This window comes from Agrobacterium fabrum str. C58 (genome assembly GCF_000092025.1).
GTDB classification, from domain to species: Bacteria; Pseudomonadota; Alphaproteobacteria; order Rhizobiales; family Rhizobiaceae; genus Agrobacterium; species Agrobacterium fabrum.
Genome location: NC_003062.2, coordinates 2,520,001 through 2,534,707 on the forward strand (window position 1 = coordinate 2,520,001; position 14,707 = coordinate 2,534,707).

The 14,707-nt window shown below is 58.4% G+C and carries 13 protein-coding genes (1 of these 13 cut by a window edge); 10 read left to right on the plus strand and 3 right to left on the minus strand.

The features are described from left to right. The 5 genes from ATU_RS12410 to ATU_RS12430 form a co-directional block, all read left to right on the plus strand. Positions 1-161, plus strand: the final stretch of a protein-coding gene (locus tag ATU_RS12410; protein ID WP_010972392.1) for a phosphoribosylaminoimidazolesuccinocarboxamide synthase. 790 nt of this gene lie to the left of the window's left edge; the window shows 161 of its 951 coding nt (coding positions 791-951); the start codon falls outside the window, past its left edge; it ends in the stop codon at positions 159-161. A gap of 3 nt (positions 162-164) precedes the next feature. After that, a complete protein-coding gene (gene ameR / locus ATU_RS12415) occupies positions 165-824 on the plus strand; it encodes a TetR family transcriptional regulator AmeR (protein WP_010972393.1) in 660 nt (219 codons plus the stop codon). Positions 825-1,023: 199 nt separating this feature from the next. Further along, positions 1,024-2,226, plus strand: a complete 1,203-nt coding sequence (locus tag ATU_RS12420) for an efflux RND transporter periplasmic adaptor subunit (protein WP_010972394.1) — start codon at positions 1,024-1,026, stop codon at positions 2,224-2,226. Positions 2,227-2,279: 53 nt separating this feature from the next. Next, a complete protein-coding gene (locus tag ATU_RS12425; RefSeq protein ID WP_010972395.1) occupies positions 2,280-5,369 on the plus strand; it encodes an efflux RND transporter permease subunit in 3,090 nt (1,029 codons plus the stop codon). Between the two features lie 149 nt (positions 5,370-5,518). Further along, entirely contained in the window at positions 5,519-6,973 is a 1,455-nt protein-coding gene (locus ATU_RS12430) for an efflux transporter outer membrane subunit (RefSeq protein ID WP_010972396.1), read from the plus strand. A gap of 120 nt (positions 6,974-7,093) precedes the next feature. Here the strand turns inward: ATU_RS12430 and efp are convergent, their stop codons facing one another. After that, entirely contained in the window at positions 7,094-7,663 is a 570-nt protein-coding gene (gene efp, locus ATU_RS12435) for an elongation factor P (protein WP_006313960.1), read from the minus strand. Positions 7,664-7,914: 251 nt separating this feature from the next. Here efp and epmA point away from each other — a divergent pair, with 251 nt between their 5' ends. From epmA to ATU_RS12450, 3 genes are all read left to right on the plus strand, one after another. Further along, positions 7,915-8,979 (plus strand): EF-P lysine aminoacylase EpmA, encoded by a 1,065-nt coding sequence (gene epmA / locus ATU_RS12440; protein WP_010972397.1) that lies wholly within the window; start codon positions 7,915-7,917, stop codon positions 8,977-8,979. Beyond that, on the plus strand, positions 8,976-10,040 hold the full coding sequence (locus ATU_RS12445) for a lysine-2,3-aminomutase-like protein (protein WP_035257942.1): 1,065 nt from the start codon (positions 8,976-8,978) through the stop codon (positions 10,038-10,040). The genes epmA and ATU_RS12445 overlap by 4 nt, the downstream gene beginning before the upstream one ends. Before the next feature lie 379 nt (positions 10,041-10,419). After that, positions 10,420-10,608 (plus strand): hypothetical protein, encoded by a 189-nt coding sequence (locus ATU_RS12450; RefSeq protein ID WP_006313965.1) that lies wholly within the window; start codon positions 10,420-10,422, stop codon positions 10,606-10,608. Between the two features lie 351 nt (positions 10,609-10,959). Here the strand turns inward: ATU_RS12450 and ATU_RS12455 are convergent, their stop codons facing one another. Next, positions 10,960-11,196: an Lrp/AsnC ligand binding domain-containing protein gene (locus ATU_RS12455; protein ID WP_006313966.1), complete on the minus strand. Its 237-nt coding sequence runs from the start codon at positions 11,194-11,196 to the stop codon at positions 10,960-10,962. A 102-nt stretch (positions 11,197-11,298) separates the two neighbouring features. Continuing rightward, complete coding sequence (locus tag ATU_RS12460) at positions 11,299-12,225, minus strand: LysR family transcriptional regulator (protein ID WP_010972399.1); 927 nt, start codon at positions 12,223-12,225, stop codon at positions 11,299-11,301. 130 nt (positions 12,226-12,355) lie between these two features. On the opposite strand from ATU_RS12460, the gene ATU_RS12465 reads away from it, so the two are divergent. After that, complete coding sequence (locus ATU_RS12465; RefSeq protein ID WP_010972400.1) at positions 12,356-13,639, plus strand: NAD(P)/FAD-dependent oxidoreductase; 1,284 nt, start codon at positions 12,356-12,358, stop codon at positions 13,637-13,639. Between the two features lie 233 nt (positions 13,640-13,872). Next, entirely contained in the window at positions 13,873-14,664 is a 792-nt protein-coding gene (gene modA / locus ATU_RS12470; protein ID WP_010972401.1) for a molybdate ABC transporter substrate-binding protein, read from the plus strand. Positions 14,665-14,707 lie beyond the last annotated feature (43 nt).

The window sequence follows — 14,707 nt, forward strand, 5'->3', positions numbered from 1 at the left end:
CCGTTCCCAAAATTCCTGAGGATCTCGTCCTGCAGACCTCGCAGGTCTATATTGATGCTTATGAACGCATCACCGGACAGCGCTTCGTTCCCGACGATAGCGGCGAGACGCCGTTGGCGAGAGTACGCCGGAATCTGGAGCCGTTCTTCCCCGGAGTCTGACCCGTGAACAAAACGATTGATCAGGTGAGAAAGGGCGACAGGAAAAGTGACCTTCCCGTGCGGCGCCGGCCTCGCCGTTCCGCCGAGGAAACCCGGCGGGACATTCTTGCCAAGGCCGAAGAGCTTTTCCGCGAGCGCGGTTTCAATGCGGTGGCGATTGCCGATATCGCCTCGGCACTGAACATGTCTCCCGCCAATGTCTTCAAACATTTCAGCTCGAAGAATGCGCTCGTCGATGCCATCGGCTTCGGACAGATCGGCGTTTTTGAACGGCAGATCTGTCCGCTCGACAAGAGCCATGCGCCGCTTGACAGGTTGCGTCATCTTGCGCGCAACCTGATGGAGCAGCACCACCAGGATCTCAATAAAAATCCCTATGTCTTCGAGATGATCCTGATGACCGCCAAGCAGGATATGAAATGCGGCGACTATTATAAGTCCGTCATCGCGAAACTCCTGGCGGAAATCATTCGGGACGGCGTCGAGGCGGGGCTCTATATCGCCACCGACATTCCCGTGCTCGCGGAAACCGTGCTCCACGCCCTGACGAGCGTCATCCATCCCGTCCTCATCGCACAGGAAGATATCGGCAATTTGGCAACACGTTGTGATCAACTCGTTGATTTAATCGATGCGGGATTACGCAATCCGCTTGCTAAGTGACGATTCCCAATTTACGTCACCTTCTCGCAATTGCTTGCGAAGCGCATAAGCCTGCGCTTCTATGCGCGTGGCGGTCCGGACAGAATGAGCGAATCGGGTCCCTTTCAAGGCCTTCGCCTGTCGTGTCTGTCTCCGGACGCGCATCCGCCGAGCGACATTGCGCTTATAGTTGAATGCGACCGATACGCAGGGAAGAACGATGAGCCGACGTATTTTACCCCTATTTGCTTCTCTGTGTGTAACCGCGGTTCTGGCGGGATGCAGCGATGGCGGCGAAAGCAGCAAGTCCGCCGGCCAGGGTGCCGAGCGTCCGCCGTCTCCGGTCAGCGTCATCGTTATGAAGACCAGCGAATATCCTTTGACCACCGTTCTTCCCGGCCGCGCCAGCGCGTTCCAGACGGCGGAAATCCGCCCGCGTGTGACCGGTATCATCCGCGAAATTCCCTTCAAGGAAGGCAGCGAAGTCAAGCAGGGCGACGTTCTCTACCAGATCGAGGACAACACCTATCTGGCGGAAGTGGCACAGGCCAAGGCAAGCGTGGCGAAGGCGGAAGCCAGCGTTCCGAGCGCCCAGGCAAACCTTGCGCGCTACGAGCGGCTGGTCAACAGCGGTGCGACGCAGATCGAATATGAAAACGCCAAGGTGACGCTGCTGCAGGCGCAAGCCGATGTGGCCCAGACCAAGGCGGCGCTGGAAACGGCGGAAATCAACCTCGATCTCACTAAAGTCCGCGCGCCTTTCGACGGCATTACCAGCGCAACCGCCTTCAGCATCGGCAACGTGGTGACGGCAAACCAGACCACGGCCTTGACGACGCTGCGCCGCATCGATCCGATCTATATCGACCTGATGGAATCCAGCACCAATCTTCTGCGTCTTAAAAAGGCAATCTCCTCTGGTCAGCTCGGTGGCGACACGAAGGAGACCGGCATCCATCTGACGCTGGAAGACGGCACTGAATATAAGCATGACGGCAAGATCGACATGTCCGACATGGCGGTGAGCGAAACCACGGGCACCTTCTCCATCCGTGCCCTGTTCGAAAACCCTGATGATCTTCTGCTTCCCGGCACCTATGTCCGTGCCACGCTGACCATCGGCAAGGAAAAGGGCTTCCGCATTCCGCAACGCGCCGCGAGCCGCAACGCCAGCGGCGAACTGACCGCGAAATTCGTGACGGCGGAAAACAAGGTGGAAACCCGCACCTTCCCGTCCAGCCAGCAATCGGGCAATGCCTGGCTGGTGACGGAAAACGTCAAGGATGGCGACAAGCTCATCGTCGACGGCTTCCAGTGGATTGCCGAAGGCGCCACTGTCGCACCGGTTGAAGTGACCATCGACGATCGCGGTATCGTCGTTCTGCCGCAGCAAGCTCCGCCTGCCGCCGCCCCCACGAAATAAGCATGAGCACGAAACCCTCGGTCGAAGCTCGTAAAAGGTAAGGCAGGACTGCCATGGCCCATTTCTTCATCCGGCGCCCCGTTTTTGCATGGGTTATCGCCATCGTCATCATGCTGGGCGGCGTCCTTGCGATCTGGACGCTGTCGATTTCGCAATACCCTGATATCGCGCCAACGACGGTGCGCGTCAGCGCTACCTATAATGGTGCCAGTGCCGAAACCGTCGAAAAATCGGTGACGACCATCATCGAGGATGGCATGACCGGCCTCGACGACCTCACCTATATGACCTCGTCATCCTCGACAGGTAGCGCCGAAGTGACATTGACCTTCGGTAACAGCATCCTGCCTGATATCGCGCAGGTTCAGGTGCAGAACAAGCTGCAGCTCGTCCAGTCACAATTGCCCGATACCGTGCAGCAGCAGGGTCTGCAGGTCAGCCGCTCGACATCGAGCATTCTGATGGTCGGCGCGTTGATCTCCACCGACGGCAAGCGCAACTCGGCCGATCTCGGCGACGTGTTCTCCTCGCGTGTCGAAGACCAGATCAAGCGTCTCGAAGGCGTGGGCAGCATCAACGTCTTTGGTTCCGAATATGCGATGCGCATCTGGCTGGATCCGTTCAAGCTCAACAAATACCAGCTGACCACGGCCGACGTTACCGGCGCCATTCAAAGCCAGAACACCCAGGTTTCGGTCGGCTCGCTCGGCGCCGTACCGGCCGTCAAGGGCCAGCAGCTCAACGTGACGGTAACGGCGCAGAGCCAGCTCACCACTGTCGCAGATTTCGAGAAGGTCATCCTCAAAGTCGAAAAGGACGGCGCAACGGTCCGCCTCAGCGACGTTGCCCGCATCGAGATCGGCCAGGAAACCTATGGCGGCGATTCCCGCTCCAACGGCCGCCCTTCGGCCGGTTTCGCGGTCAACCTCGCCACCGGTGCGAACGCGCTCGACACGGCAGCGCGCGTGAAAGCGGCTCTGACCAATGTCGAAGGCTCGCTGCCGGAAGGCGTTTCGATCGAATATCCCTACGACACGACGCCCTTCGTAAAGCTGTCGATCGAGAAAGTGGTGCATACGCTGATCGAGGCGATCATCCTCGTCTTCGTCGTGCTTCTGGTGTTCCTGCAAAACCTCAGGGCCACATTCATTCCGATGATCGCCGTGCCGGTGGTTCTGTTGGGAACATTCGGCGTGCTGGCATTGACAGGCTACTCGATCAATACGCTAACCATGTTCGCCATGGTTCTTGCGATCGGCCTTCTCGTCGATGACGCCATCGTCGTCGTTGAAAACGTCGAGCGCATCATGTCGGAAGAGGGCCTGTCACCGGTCGAGGCGACCGAAAAATCGATGGGCGAGATCACCGGTGCGATCATCGGCATCGCGCTCGTCCTGACCGCCGTGTTCATTCCGATGGCTTTCTTCGGTGGATCAACCGGCATCATCTATCGCCAGTTCTCGATCACCATCGTGTCGGCCATGCTGCTGTCCGCCGTGGTCGCCATCGTTCTGACGCCGGCGCTTTGCGCCACCATGCTAAAGCCGATCGACCACCATAAGAAAAAGCGTGGACCGGGCGCATGGTTCAACCGCGGCTTTGGCAAAACGACGGACGGTTATGTGTCGTCCATCGGGTATCTGCTCAAGCGTCCGCTGCGCGTGATGATCATTTTCGCGGTCGTCATCGGTGGCTGCGTCTGGTTCTTCAGCAAGCTGCCGAGCTCGTTCCTGCCGCAGGAAGACCAGGGCGTGCTTCTGACGATCATCCAGACGCCGACCGGCTCCAACATCGAACGCACCAACGAGGTGGTCAAGCAGGTCGAAAACTACTTCCGCGAAAAAGAAGCTGCCAATGTCGAATCGGTTTTCGGCGTGCTGGGTTTCAGCTTCAGCGGTTCCGGCCAGAACAACGCCATCGTCTTCACCAAACTCAAGGATTTCGCTGAACGAACCGCGCCCGATCAACATGCCGGTGCCATTGTGCAGCGCGCCATGGGCACCTTCTTCGGTTTCCGCGATGCGCAGGTGTTCCCGCTTCTGCCACCGGCCATTCAGGGCATGGGCACCTCGAGCGGTTTCTCGATGTATCTCGTGGATAGCGGCCGCAACGGCACCGATGCCCTGACCGCCTCATCGAAGGAACTGATCGCGCTTGCGACAGGCAATCCGAAGATCAGCTCGCTTCGAAGCGACAGCCAGGACAATGAAACCCAGATGAAGATCGTTCTCGATCAGGAGAAGATGGGAGCCATGGGCGTCGATCTGTCCTCCGTGAACCTCATGCTGTCGACGATCTTTGCCGGCCGGGATGTCAATGACTTCACCCTGAACGGCGAACTCAAGCCCGTCTATGTCCAGGGTGACGCGCCCTATCGCATGCAGCCGGACGACCTGAAATATTGGTATGCCCGCAATACCACCGGCGAGATGGTGCCATTCTCCTCCTTCAGCGAGGTGAAGTGGGTCAACGCGCCGCCGTCTCTCGCCCGCTTCAACGGTACAGGCGCGATCTCGCTGGAAGGTACCGCGGGCACGGGCGTGGCCTCCGGTGAAGCCATGGACGAGATGGAACGTCTGACGGCAAGCCTGCCGGGCGGTTACACCGTGGCGTGGCAGGGCATTTCCTATCAGGAGCGACTTTCCGGTTCACAGGCGCCGATGCTCTACGCGCTGTCGGTTCTCATCGTGTTCCTTTGCCTTGCTGCCCTCTATGAAAGCTGGTCGATCCCCTTCTCGGTCATCCTGGCCGTCCCGGTGGGCGTCCTCGGTGCCTTGACTGCGGCCCATTTCTTCGGCCAGACGAACGACGTCTACTTCAAGGTTGGCCTGCTGACGACCATCGGCCTTGCTGCGAAAAACGCGATCCTCATCGTCGAATTCGCCAAGGAGAGGCAGGAGCATGGGTTAAGTCTGGTGGAAGCGGCGCTGGAGGCAGCGAAGCTGCGCCTGCGCCCGATCATCATGACGTCGCTTGCCTTCATCCTCGGCGTTGTGCCTCTCGCAATCGCAACCGGAGCGGGTTCCGCCGCACAAAATGCAATCGGTATTGGGGTTCTGGGTGGTATGCTTTCTGCAACACTGCTCGGAATTTTCTTCGTTCCGTCCTTTTTCGTCATCATTCGCCGCCTTTCAAGGCGTTAACAAAACAAAAATGGGCTGTGCCAACCGTTAATACGCTGCTAGAAATGTAGCCGATTTGGCTAATGCACGTTTCTAGGGCATATCGACCGCGCAGCCCATTTTTCAGCAAGCCGCGCTCGGTAAGCCAACCTAAGAATTGGGAAAATTACATGCTGTCTATTCGCGCCACTCTTCCCCTGACAATGCTGCTGCTTTCAGGCTGTGTTGTCGGGCCAGACCACCAGACGCCGGAAATTCAATTGCCGGGCAAGTTTGCGGAAGCCGGAAAAACCAGTAATGGCGACATCAGCACCGTGGCATGGTGGAATGCATTCAACGACAGCCGCCTCAATGGTTACGTTTCCACCGGCCTCACGCAGAACCTGACGGTTCTGCAGGCGATCGAGCGCATCAATCAGGCTCAATCCAACATTACCGTGGCTGGCGCGGGCTCTCTACCGAGCCTGACCTCCACATTCCGTCACCAGACCCAGGGCAGCGGCGGAAGCCTGCCTTCCACGAACGATAACGTCACCAACACGACGAGCAATGCTTTCAACGTCGGCTGGTTGCTGGACCTGTTCGGCCAATACCGTCGCGCTCAGGAAAGCGCGGGCGCATCGCTCGATGCCGCCTATGCAACGGCCAACGTTCAGCGCCTGACCTTGATCTCCGCTGTTACGTCCGCCTACATCGACGTGCGCTATTATCAGGAGCGTCTGGCGATCGCCCGTCAGAACCTCGGTTCTCGTCGCGAGACACTCAGCCTGACGAAGTTGCAGCTGGACGCCGGTGCGGCTTCCCGCCTGGACGTCGTTCAGTCCGAAGGTCTCGTGAATTCCACGCTTGCTCAAATGCCGGCGCTGGAAACGAATTTCCGTCGCGCAGCACACCGCATCGCGACCCTGCTCGGCATGCCAGCCGACTCGCTTGTGATGGAGCTTCAAAGAGGCGCGCGCCAGCCTGTTGCCCGCACCATTCCGCGTACTGGTATTCCGGCCGACCTTATTCGCAACAGACCGGATATCCGCGTTGCTGAACGCCAGCTCGCGGCTGCGGTGGCGGATATTGGCGTTGCAGAGGCGCAGCTCTATCCAAGCATCACGCTGAGCGGTTCGATTACACCGAGCTTCACCAAAATCAGCAATGGTGCGAGCGGCACGTCCAATGGCTGGGGCTTTGGCCCTTCGATCACGCTGCCGATCCTTGATGGCGGAAGACTGCGCGCTGGCGTTGACATCCAGAAGTCCGTTGCCCGTGAACAGTACCTTGCCTGGAAGGCGACCGTTCTGAATGCGGTGGAAGAAGTCGAAAACGCCCTGACTGCGCTTAATCGCGATCAGCAGACGGTCAGTGCGTATCGCAGAACCGTTTCCTCCTATCAGGAGGCGCTCTCGCTGGCGACCGCCAGCTATCGCGATGGCGCGTCCTCGCTCCTTGATGTTCTCGACGCCCAGCGTAACGTCTCCGACGCCCAGTCACAGCTTGCAACGGCCATCCAGCAGGCGGCGCAGGATTACGTAGCATTGAGCGTTGCACTCGGCGGCGGTTACGCCGTTGGCCAGACGGCCACATCGAAGGGTGGTCCGACGATCGCCGCTGCTGTTGCTGCCAAGCGTATGTAACCAGCGCCAAAAAAGACAAACAAAGAGCCCGCGTTTCGACGCGGGCTTTTTGTTATTTCACGTCACAAAATAAAAAAAGCACCGGTCGCCCGGTGCTTTGTGCTTACCCAGCCTTCAGGCTCAGTTCTTGGCGCGCTCGACGTAGGAATTGTCTTCCGTTGCGATGACCACGCGGATGCCGGCATCGATATGCGGCGGAACCATCGTGCGGATGCCATTGGAGAGAATTGCCGGCTTGTAGGAAGAAGAAGCCGTCTGGCCCTTCACAACCGGTTCCGTTTCCACGATTTCCAGCGTGACATGACGCGGCAGTTCGACAGCCAGCGGATTGCCTTCGTGAATGGAAAGAACGCAGGTCATGCCTTCCTGCAGATAGGCCTTCTGGTCACCCATCGTCTCGACATCGACCACGACCTGATCGTAGTTCTCAGGGTTCATGAAGTGGAAGCCTTCGCCATCTTCATAAAGGAACTGGAAGTTCAGGTCCTCGACGAAAGCCCGCTCGACCTGCTCGGTGGTGCGCCAGCGCTCGGAGACCTTCGTGCCATCAACGATGCGGCGCATGTCCACCTGCGTGACCGGCGTACCCTTGCCCGGGTGGAAGTTCTGCGCGGTGAGAACGACGTAAAGCTTGCCGTCCACGTCGAGAACATTGCCCTTGCGGACAGATGAGGCGATAACCTTGACCATATGACTTCCTTGTAACTCGATGAAATGCGTCGTAAAGGACTGCGCGGCAGCACCGGCCCCGGCAGACGTTTTGTCTTTTTTCTGGGGCGCAACTACCTTAAATCCGCGCGAATTGCCAGCCTTCTACAGCAATTCGCGGAGGAGTGCCTAGCGGTTTTCCGCCCGGAATTGCTTTAAATGATGCATTCAGGCGTTTTGCGGACTGTTTCCCCGCAATCGGGCGCCGCAGAGAAGACAGAAAAGAACAGACGATGCGCGCAAGCAACGAGACAATGTCGCCCTGGTGGACACCTGATGTCCACGCCGATCGCCGCGCTTTTCTCCTTGGCCGCAACGCGATCCAGTCGGCCTTCCGCGGCTATTTCGCCCGTGCCGATTTTCTGGAAGTCGATACCGCGACCCTGCAGGTTTCCCCCGGCAATGAAGCGCATCTGCACGCCTTTGCCACCGACGGCCTGACGCCGGGCGGCGAGGCCGTGCCGCTCTATCTCCATACCTCGCCGGAATTCGCCTGCAAAAAGCTGCTCGCCGCCGGTGAAAAACGCATTTCCTGTTTCGCTCATGTTTACAGGAACCGGGAAAGGGGCCCCCTGCACCACCCGGAATTCACCATGCTGGAATGGTATAGGGTCGGCGAAACCTATGAGAGCCTGATGAAGGACAGCGCCAATCTTCTGGCGCTTGCGGCCGAAACAACCGGGACGAAACATTTCACCTATCGCGGCCGCAGTGTCGATCCCTTCCTCGAGCCGGAACGTCTGAGCGTTGCCGAGGCCTTCGAACGTTATGCCGGTATCGATCTTCTGGCGACCATCGGCCGCAATGGCGAAACGGATGAACGGCACCTCGCCGCAAGCCTCACCAATGCCGGCATTCGTGTGGCCGATGACGATACCTGGGCGGATATGTTCAGCCGCGTCATCGTCGAGCGCGTGGAGCCGGAACTCGGTTTCGGCCGCGCAACCATTCTTGATGAATATCCCACCAGCGAAGCGGCCCTTGCCCGCAAATCGCCTGGCGATGCCCGAGTGGCGGAACGCTTCGAGCTTTATGCCTGCGGCGTGGAACTTGCCAATGCCTTCGGTGAATTGACCGATGCTGCCGAACAGAGACGCCGTTTCGAAATGGAGATGGCCGAGAAACTGCGGGTTTATGGAGAGACCTATCCACTGGACGAGGATTTTCTGGCCGCACTTGCGATCATGCCCCCGGCAAGCGGCATAGCGCTCGGTTTCGACCGGCTGGTGATGTTGGCAACCGGCGCACCCCGCATCGATCTCGTCATGTGGGCGCCCGTCGCGGAATATGGACGATGACAAGGTTTGAAACCATCAAGACACCGGAAGCGCTGCTCGAAGCGGGGCTGATCGAAGCAGAGGCGCTTGAGGGTCTGCGCGCGGTGACGCAGCGTTATGCGCTCGCCATCACGCCAGCGGTTACCGGGCTGATGGATAGTCACGATCCGCAGGATCCGATCGCCCGGCAATTTGTGCCTGACCTCGCCGAACTCGTCCATCTTCCCGAAGAACGCGACGATCCGATCGGCGACGACGCCCATAGCCCCGTCCACGGCATCGTTCACCGTTATCCCGACCGCGTGCTTTTGAAGGCGGTGCATGTTTGCCCGGTCTATTGCCGTTTCTGTTTCCGCCGCGAAATGGTCGGCCCGCAGGGCAACGGGATGATGAGCCCGGAAGAGCTGGACGCTGCATTCGCCTATATAAAAGAGAACCCGGCTATCTGGGAGGTCATCCTCACCGGTGGCGATCCTCTGGTGCTCTCGCCACGACGATTGTCAGACCTGATGAAACGGCTAAGGGACATACCGCACGTCAAGATCGTCCGTTTCCATACCCGCGTGCCGGTTGTCGATCCCGACCGCATTGACGCGCCACTGATCGAAGCATTGAAGGCGAGCGGCAAAACCACCTATGTCGCCCTGCATGCCAATCACGCCCGCGAACTCGGCGATGCTGCCAGAAACGCCTGCGCACGGTTGATCGATGCCGGCATAGCCATGGTCAGCCAGACCGTTCTTTTGAAGGGCATCAACGATGATCCGGCGGTTCTGGCCGACCTGATGCGCAGCTTCGTCGAAAACCGTATCAAGCCCTATTATCTGCACCATCCCGATCTTGCCCCGGGCACAAGCCATTTCCGGTTGACGATCGAAGAGGGGCAGCGAATCGTTTCCGCCTTGCGCGGGCATGTCTCCGGTCTTTGCCAGCCGACCTATGTTCTCGACATCCCCGGCGGTCACGGCAAGGCCATGATCGGCCGAAATGCGGCCGAAAAAACCCGCGATGGCTGTTACTCCGTCTCCGACTTCAACGGAAACGATCATATTTACCCGCCGGCGACATCCGGCAGCTATTAAAAAAAAGCATAAAAAGCTCGCCACGCCGGGCTTTTCGCGGCGGCTTCCCACGAAAACAAAAATTTCACATTTCCGCCCCTCTCCTGTCATCATAAAGAAAAATATTCTACCTATAACAATCAGCATTGATTTTAGTGCTGGTCTGGATTATCAGTGTGGAACTGGAGAACGAGTCTCCTGATTCTGGGCCAACACCAATACAGGGAGTGTGTCATGTCAAAACATATCAACATCAACGCAATCCTTGGTCTTGTGTCCTGGAATGCTGGATTTAAATCCACGTGTTCCCGCTGCTGTCGAATGTGACCTGACGGTCTCAATTTTCTGAAAATCAGTTCGACAACATGCTGTGTTAATGAGCCACAGCGGGAGTATACCTATGCAAAAGCAAGTTATTGAATTCGCTGGCGAACCCGTCGGCATCGTCATACCGGACAACGACCGGCTGAAGTTCATCGCGGTGAAGTTCCACGTTCACGACCTGGACGAACAGAAGTTCGACAGCGCCGACGACGTGCGCATCGCGATCCGCGATCTGGTGCGCAGCCGGAATCTGGCCGCGGCCTGATGCGGGAAACCCGTTACGCAATCGCTGCCACGTCCCCGTCAAAACCAAAGCGCGCCCGATATCGTATCCCGAACACGGGGTCGATGGCGCGCTTTTAGTGTATCAATTCGTCTGAGCGGCTGACCACAAGCCATTCGCGACGTCTCAAAAGTTCTGATGCAGTGAGCTGAAAAAGTACCTGTAAATCAGGATTGGAGCCAAGGGCTGTGTATACGGCCTTCCTGACGCTCCAAATTCTTCCCTCATTCCTGTTGCCCGCAACAAGCCTTAAGGCTGCCACTCGCCACCAAGTCTTTACGCTGAAAAGGCTTTCCCTCCACGCGGATGTCCTGTCAAAGGATCGGAATAGAGTCAGAACGCGGTGAAGGTCAGCGTCGTCAGCGAACGGACGATGCCGGGAATATTGACGATATGCTGATTGATGAATTTGCCGATATCTTCCTCCTGCGGAAGATAGATTTTCAGCATCAGATCATATTCGCCGCTGGTGGAATAAAGCTCGGAAACGAGTTCTGTTTTATAAATGGCATCGGCGACATCATAGGTCTTGCCGGGCTCGCATTGAAGCTGAACAAAAATGGGCTTCATGGACACCTCCCGTATTGGAATTTGCGGTGCGTGGCGCCGTCCGCCACACGTCATGGCGCACTATTGGCTTAGCCGCGGCGCTCTTGCAAGACCGTCCCCGATTTACGCCGAAAAGTCTTCGCCGGCGACATCCCTGCCGATTGCGGCCTGATAAACGATCCAGCGCCGGAAACTTTCAAGGGGCGGATAGGTCGCGCGGTCCGGCATGCATGCAAGATAATAGGCCTCTTCGCTTTCCACTTCCCCCGCAACGGCTGAGACCAGACGTCCGCTTCGCAATTCCTCCTCGATCATGAAGGACGGCACAAGCGAAGCCCCGACGCCAGCGCTCGACGCCTCGGCAATCGTCGTGAACTGATCGAACAGCATGCCGTGCACATTGTCGAAACGCACATCATGGCTGCGAAACCATTGTTCCCAGGCGTCCGGCCGGGTTGTCATGTGCAGGAGTGGTACATGCAGCAGATCATCCGGCCGAGAAAGCCCGTAAAGTTCCTTGAAAGCCGGGCTACACACCGGAATGACCTTTTCATGCATCAGGAAAGCCAGTTCGGTGCCCGGCCAATGCGGCAAACCGAAATGGATCGCCGCATCGACGGTATCGGTGCGGAAATCGAACAGCGACGACCGCGTCAGAAGATTGACCGAAATGCCGGGATGCCGGGCGATGAAATCCGGAAGGCGGGGCACCAGCCAGCGTGTGCCGAAGCTGGGCAGCACGCCGAGATTGAGCGTGCCACCATCCGGATTGGCGCGCAGATTGAGGGACGCCGTCGAAATACGCCGCAAAGCCTCGCGGATTTCCCGCGCGTAACCTTCCCCCGCCCGGGTCAAGCGGATGGTCTGCCGTTCACGCAGGAACAGTGCCACACCAAGCTGCTCTTCAAGCGCCAGAATCTGCCGGCTGACCGCACCCTGTGTCAGGCCGAGCTCCCTTGCCGCTGCGGTAACGCTGCCGGTGCGCGATGCAGCCTCGAAAGCCGCCAGCAGCGAAAGCGACGGCAGAAAACGGCGCGGCGGCAGAACCATATTCCCTCACGGAATGAACTCTTGACGATATGTCGATATTCAACAGACAGACTGGCTTGTAAAGTCTCATAAACAAGGGCTTGTCACTCATACGCAAATCAAATGAACTCGCCCGCACTATGGTGGAACGATGTATAACGACCCGCGCTCGCATGGCCTCTGGGAAAAGACCGCGCCGCAGCCGCCCGTGACACCGGCGCTGCAAGGGGATGCGGTTGCCGACGTCGTGGTCGTTGGTGGTGGTTTCACCGGGCAATCTGCCGCGTTGCATCTTGCCGAAGGCGGTCTCGACGTCATCCTGCTGGAAGCGAAAGAGATCGGTTTCGGCGGCGCGGGGCGCAATGTCGGCCTCATCAATGGCGGCATGTGGGTCATGCCCAAAGAGCTTCCAGATGTATTGGGCGAGACCTACGGAGAGCGGCTGCTCGATCTTCTGGGCGACGCTCCGGTTCTCGTCCGCGAACTCGTGGAAAAACACGGCATTCCCTGCGAGATCGAGAAAAATGGGACTTTGCATTGCGCCGTCGGCGAAAAAGGACTCGCCGAAATCCGCGAGCGTTGCGAACAATGGTCGGCGAGAGGCGCGCCGGTTCGAGTTCTCGATGCTGACGAGACAGCGAGCTATATCGGCAGCACCGCCTATTCCGGTGCGCTTCTCGACAGCCGCGCCGGCACGATCCAGCCACTGGCCTATGTTCGTGGCCTTGCCGGCGCAGCACTAAAGGCGGGCGTCCGGCTGCATACGGCAAGCCCGGTCAACGAAACCGGCCGCAACGGCGCAAAATGGGTGGTGAAAACGCCGGAAGGATCGGTAACGGCAAAATGGATTGTCGTCGCAACCGAGGCCTACAGCACCGGCCCCTGGCAGATTATCCGCGAGGAACAGGTTTACTTGCCCTATTTCAATTTCGCGACCAGGCCGCTCAGCGACAACCTTCAGAAAAGCATCCTGCCCGGTCGGCAGGGCTGCTGGGATACGAAGGAAATCCTGTCATCCTTCCGTATGGACAAGGCCGGTCGGCTCGTCTTCGGCAGTGTCGGTGCACTGCGTGGCACCGGCACCGCCATTCATCGTGCCTGGGCGAAACGCTCGCTGAAGCGGCTTTTCCCGCAGCTGGGTGACACGGAATTCGAATGTGAATGGTATGGCCAGATCGGCATGACGGACAATGCCGTGCCACGCTTCCACAAATTCGCGGAAAATGTCATCGGCTTCTCGGGTTACAACGGCCGCGGCATCGCCCCGGGGACGGCCTTCGGCAAGGTGATTGCCCAGCATATTCTCGGCGAGATCGCCGAAGCCGATCTTCCCTTGCCGGTGACGGAGCCGAAAGCGCAGGCTTTCCGCGCCGTGAAGGAAGCCTATTACGAGGCGGGCGCGCAGATCGCCCATTTCGCCGGCGAGCGTTTTTGACAGCGAGAGCCGGTGACGGCAGCTTGAAAGTCGCATGAAACCGACAGGTTGCAGATGCTCGGGGCAGGCCCAAGCATGATGGCGTCAGGGTTTTCAGCCTCAACCATCTCCTCGCAGAGATATCAGTAACCGCCTCTTTTACTCACCCTATCGATATATCCTTGAAAATATAATGATTGCCCTATAGGCCTATCGTTATATTCATCGGAATACATCTGACCCTGGGGGACATCATGAGACTTATGCGCCGCAGCTTCTTCAAAACCATTGCCGCCGCCACATCCTTCTGGATGGCGGCCTCCTTTGTGGCTGTTCCGGCCCATGCCGCCGAGAAGGTTACGGTTTTTGCCGCCGCGAGCATGAAAAACGCGCTCGACGCCATCAATGCGGAATGGGCCAAGGAAAGCGGCAACGAAGCGACGGTTTCTTATGCCGCAAGCTCAGCGCTCGCCAAGCAGATCGAACAGGGCGCGCCTGCGGATATTTTCATCTCTGCCGACCTCGCATGGATGGACTATGTCGTCGACAAGAAGCTGATCAATGGCGACAGCCGCTCCAATCTTCTCGGCAACCGCATCGTTCTCGTCGCGCCCGCAGACAAGGCAAAACCGGTCGATATCAAGCAGGGCTTTGATCTTGCGGCTCTGGTTGGCGATGGTCGCCTCGCCATGGGTGCAGTCGATTCCGTTCCTGCTGGTAAATACGGCAAGGCCGCGCTGGAAAAACTCGGCGTCTGGTCCTCGGTCGAAAAGAAAGTCGCCGGCGCAGAGAGCGTGCGCGCAGCACTACTACTCGTCTCGCGCGGCGAAGCCCCCTATGGCATCGTCTACCAGACCGACGCCGCCGCCGATCCCGGCGTGAAAATCGTCGGCACCTTCCCGGAAGACAGCCATCCGCCGATCATCTACCCGGTTGCCATTCTCTCGGAAGCAAAATCTCCGGCAGCGAAGTCCTATCTGGATTTCCTAAAGTCCGCGAAGGCGACGCCTTTCTTCGAAAAGCAAGGCTTTACCGTTTTGAAATAAGCTTGCTTCAGGCCCGCTTTCCGGCGGGCCATGAAACATGACG

Bases quoted from the DNA above. Each gene is read 5' to 3' on its own strand.
- ATU_RS12420 (WP_010972394.1), top strand. From the start codon at position 1,024: ATGAGCCGACGTATTTTACCCCTATTTGCTTCTCTGTGTGTAACCGCG.
- ATU_RS12460 (WP_010972399.1), bottom strand. From the start codon at position 12,225: ATGGTTCTGCCGCCGCGCCGTTTTCTGCCGTCGCTTTCGCTGCTGGCG.
- ATU_RS12450 (WP_006313965.1), top strand. From the start codon at position 10,420: ATGCAAAAGCAAGTTATTGAATTCGCTGGCGAACCCGTCGGCATCGTC.
- modA (WP_010972401.1), top strand. From the start codon at position 13,873: ATGAGACTTATGCGCCGCAGCTTCTTCAAAACCATTGCCGCCGCCACA.
- ATU_RS12430 (WP_010972396.1), top strand. From the start codon at position 5,519: ATGCTGTCTATTCGCGCCACTCTTCCCCTGACAATGCTGCTGCTTTCA.
- epmA (WP_010972397.1), top strand. From the start codon at position 7,915: ATGCGCGCAAGCAACGAGACAATGTCGCCCTGGTGGACACCTGATGTC.
- ATU_RS12445 (WP_035257942.1), top strand. From the start codon at position 8,976: ATGACAAGGTTTGAAACCATCAAGACACCGGAAGCGCTGCTCGAAGCG.
- ATU_RS12455 (WP_006313966.1), bottom strand. From the start codon at position 11,196: ATGAAGCCCATTTTTGTTCAGCTTCAATGCGAGCCCGGCAAGACCTAT.
- ATU_RS12465 (WP_010972400.1), top strand. From the start codon at position 12,356: ATGTATAACGACCCGCGCTCGCATGGCCTCTGGGAAAAGACCGCGCCG.
- efp (WP_006313960.1), bottom strand. From the start codon at position 7,663: ATGGTCAAGGTTATCGCCTCATCTGTCCGCAAGGGCAATGTTCTCGAC.
- ATU_RS12425 (WP_010972395.1), top strand. From the start codon at position 2,280: ATGGCCCATTTCTTCATCCGGCGCCCCGTTTTTGCATGGGTTATCGCC.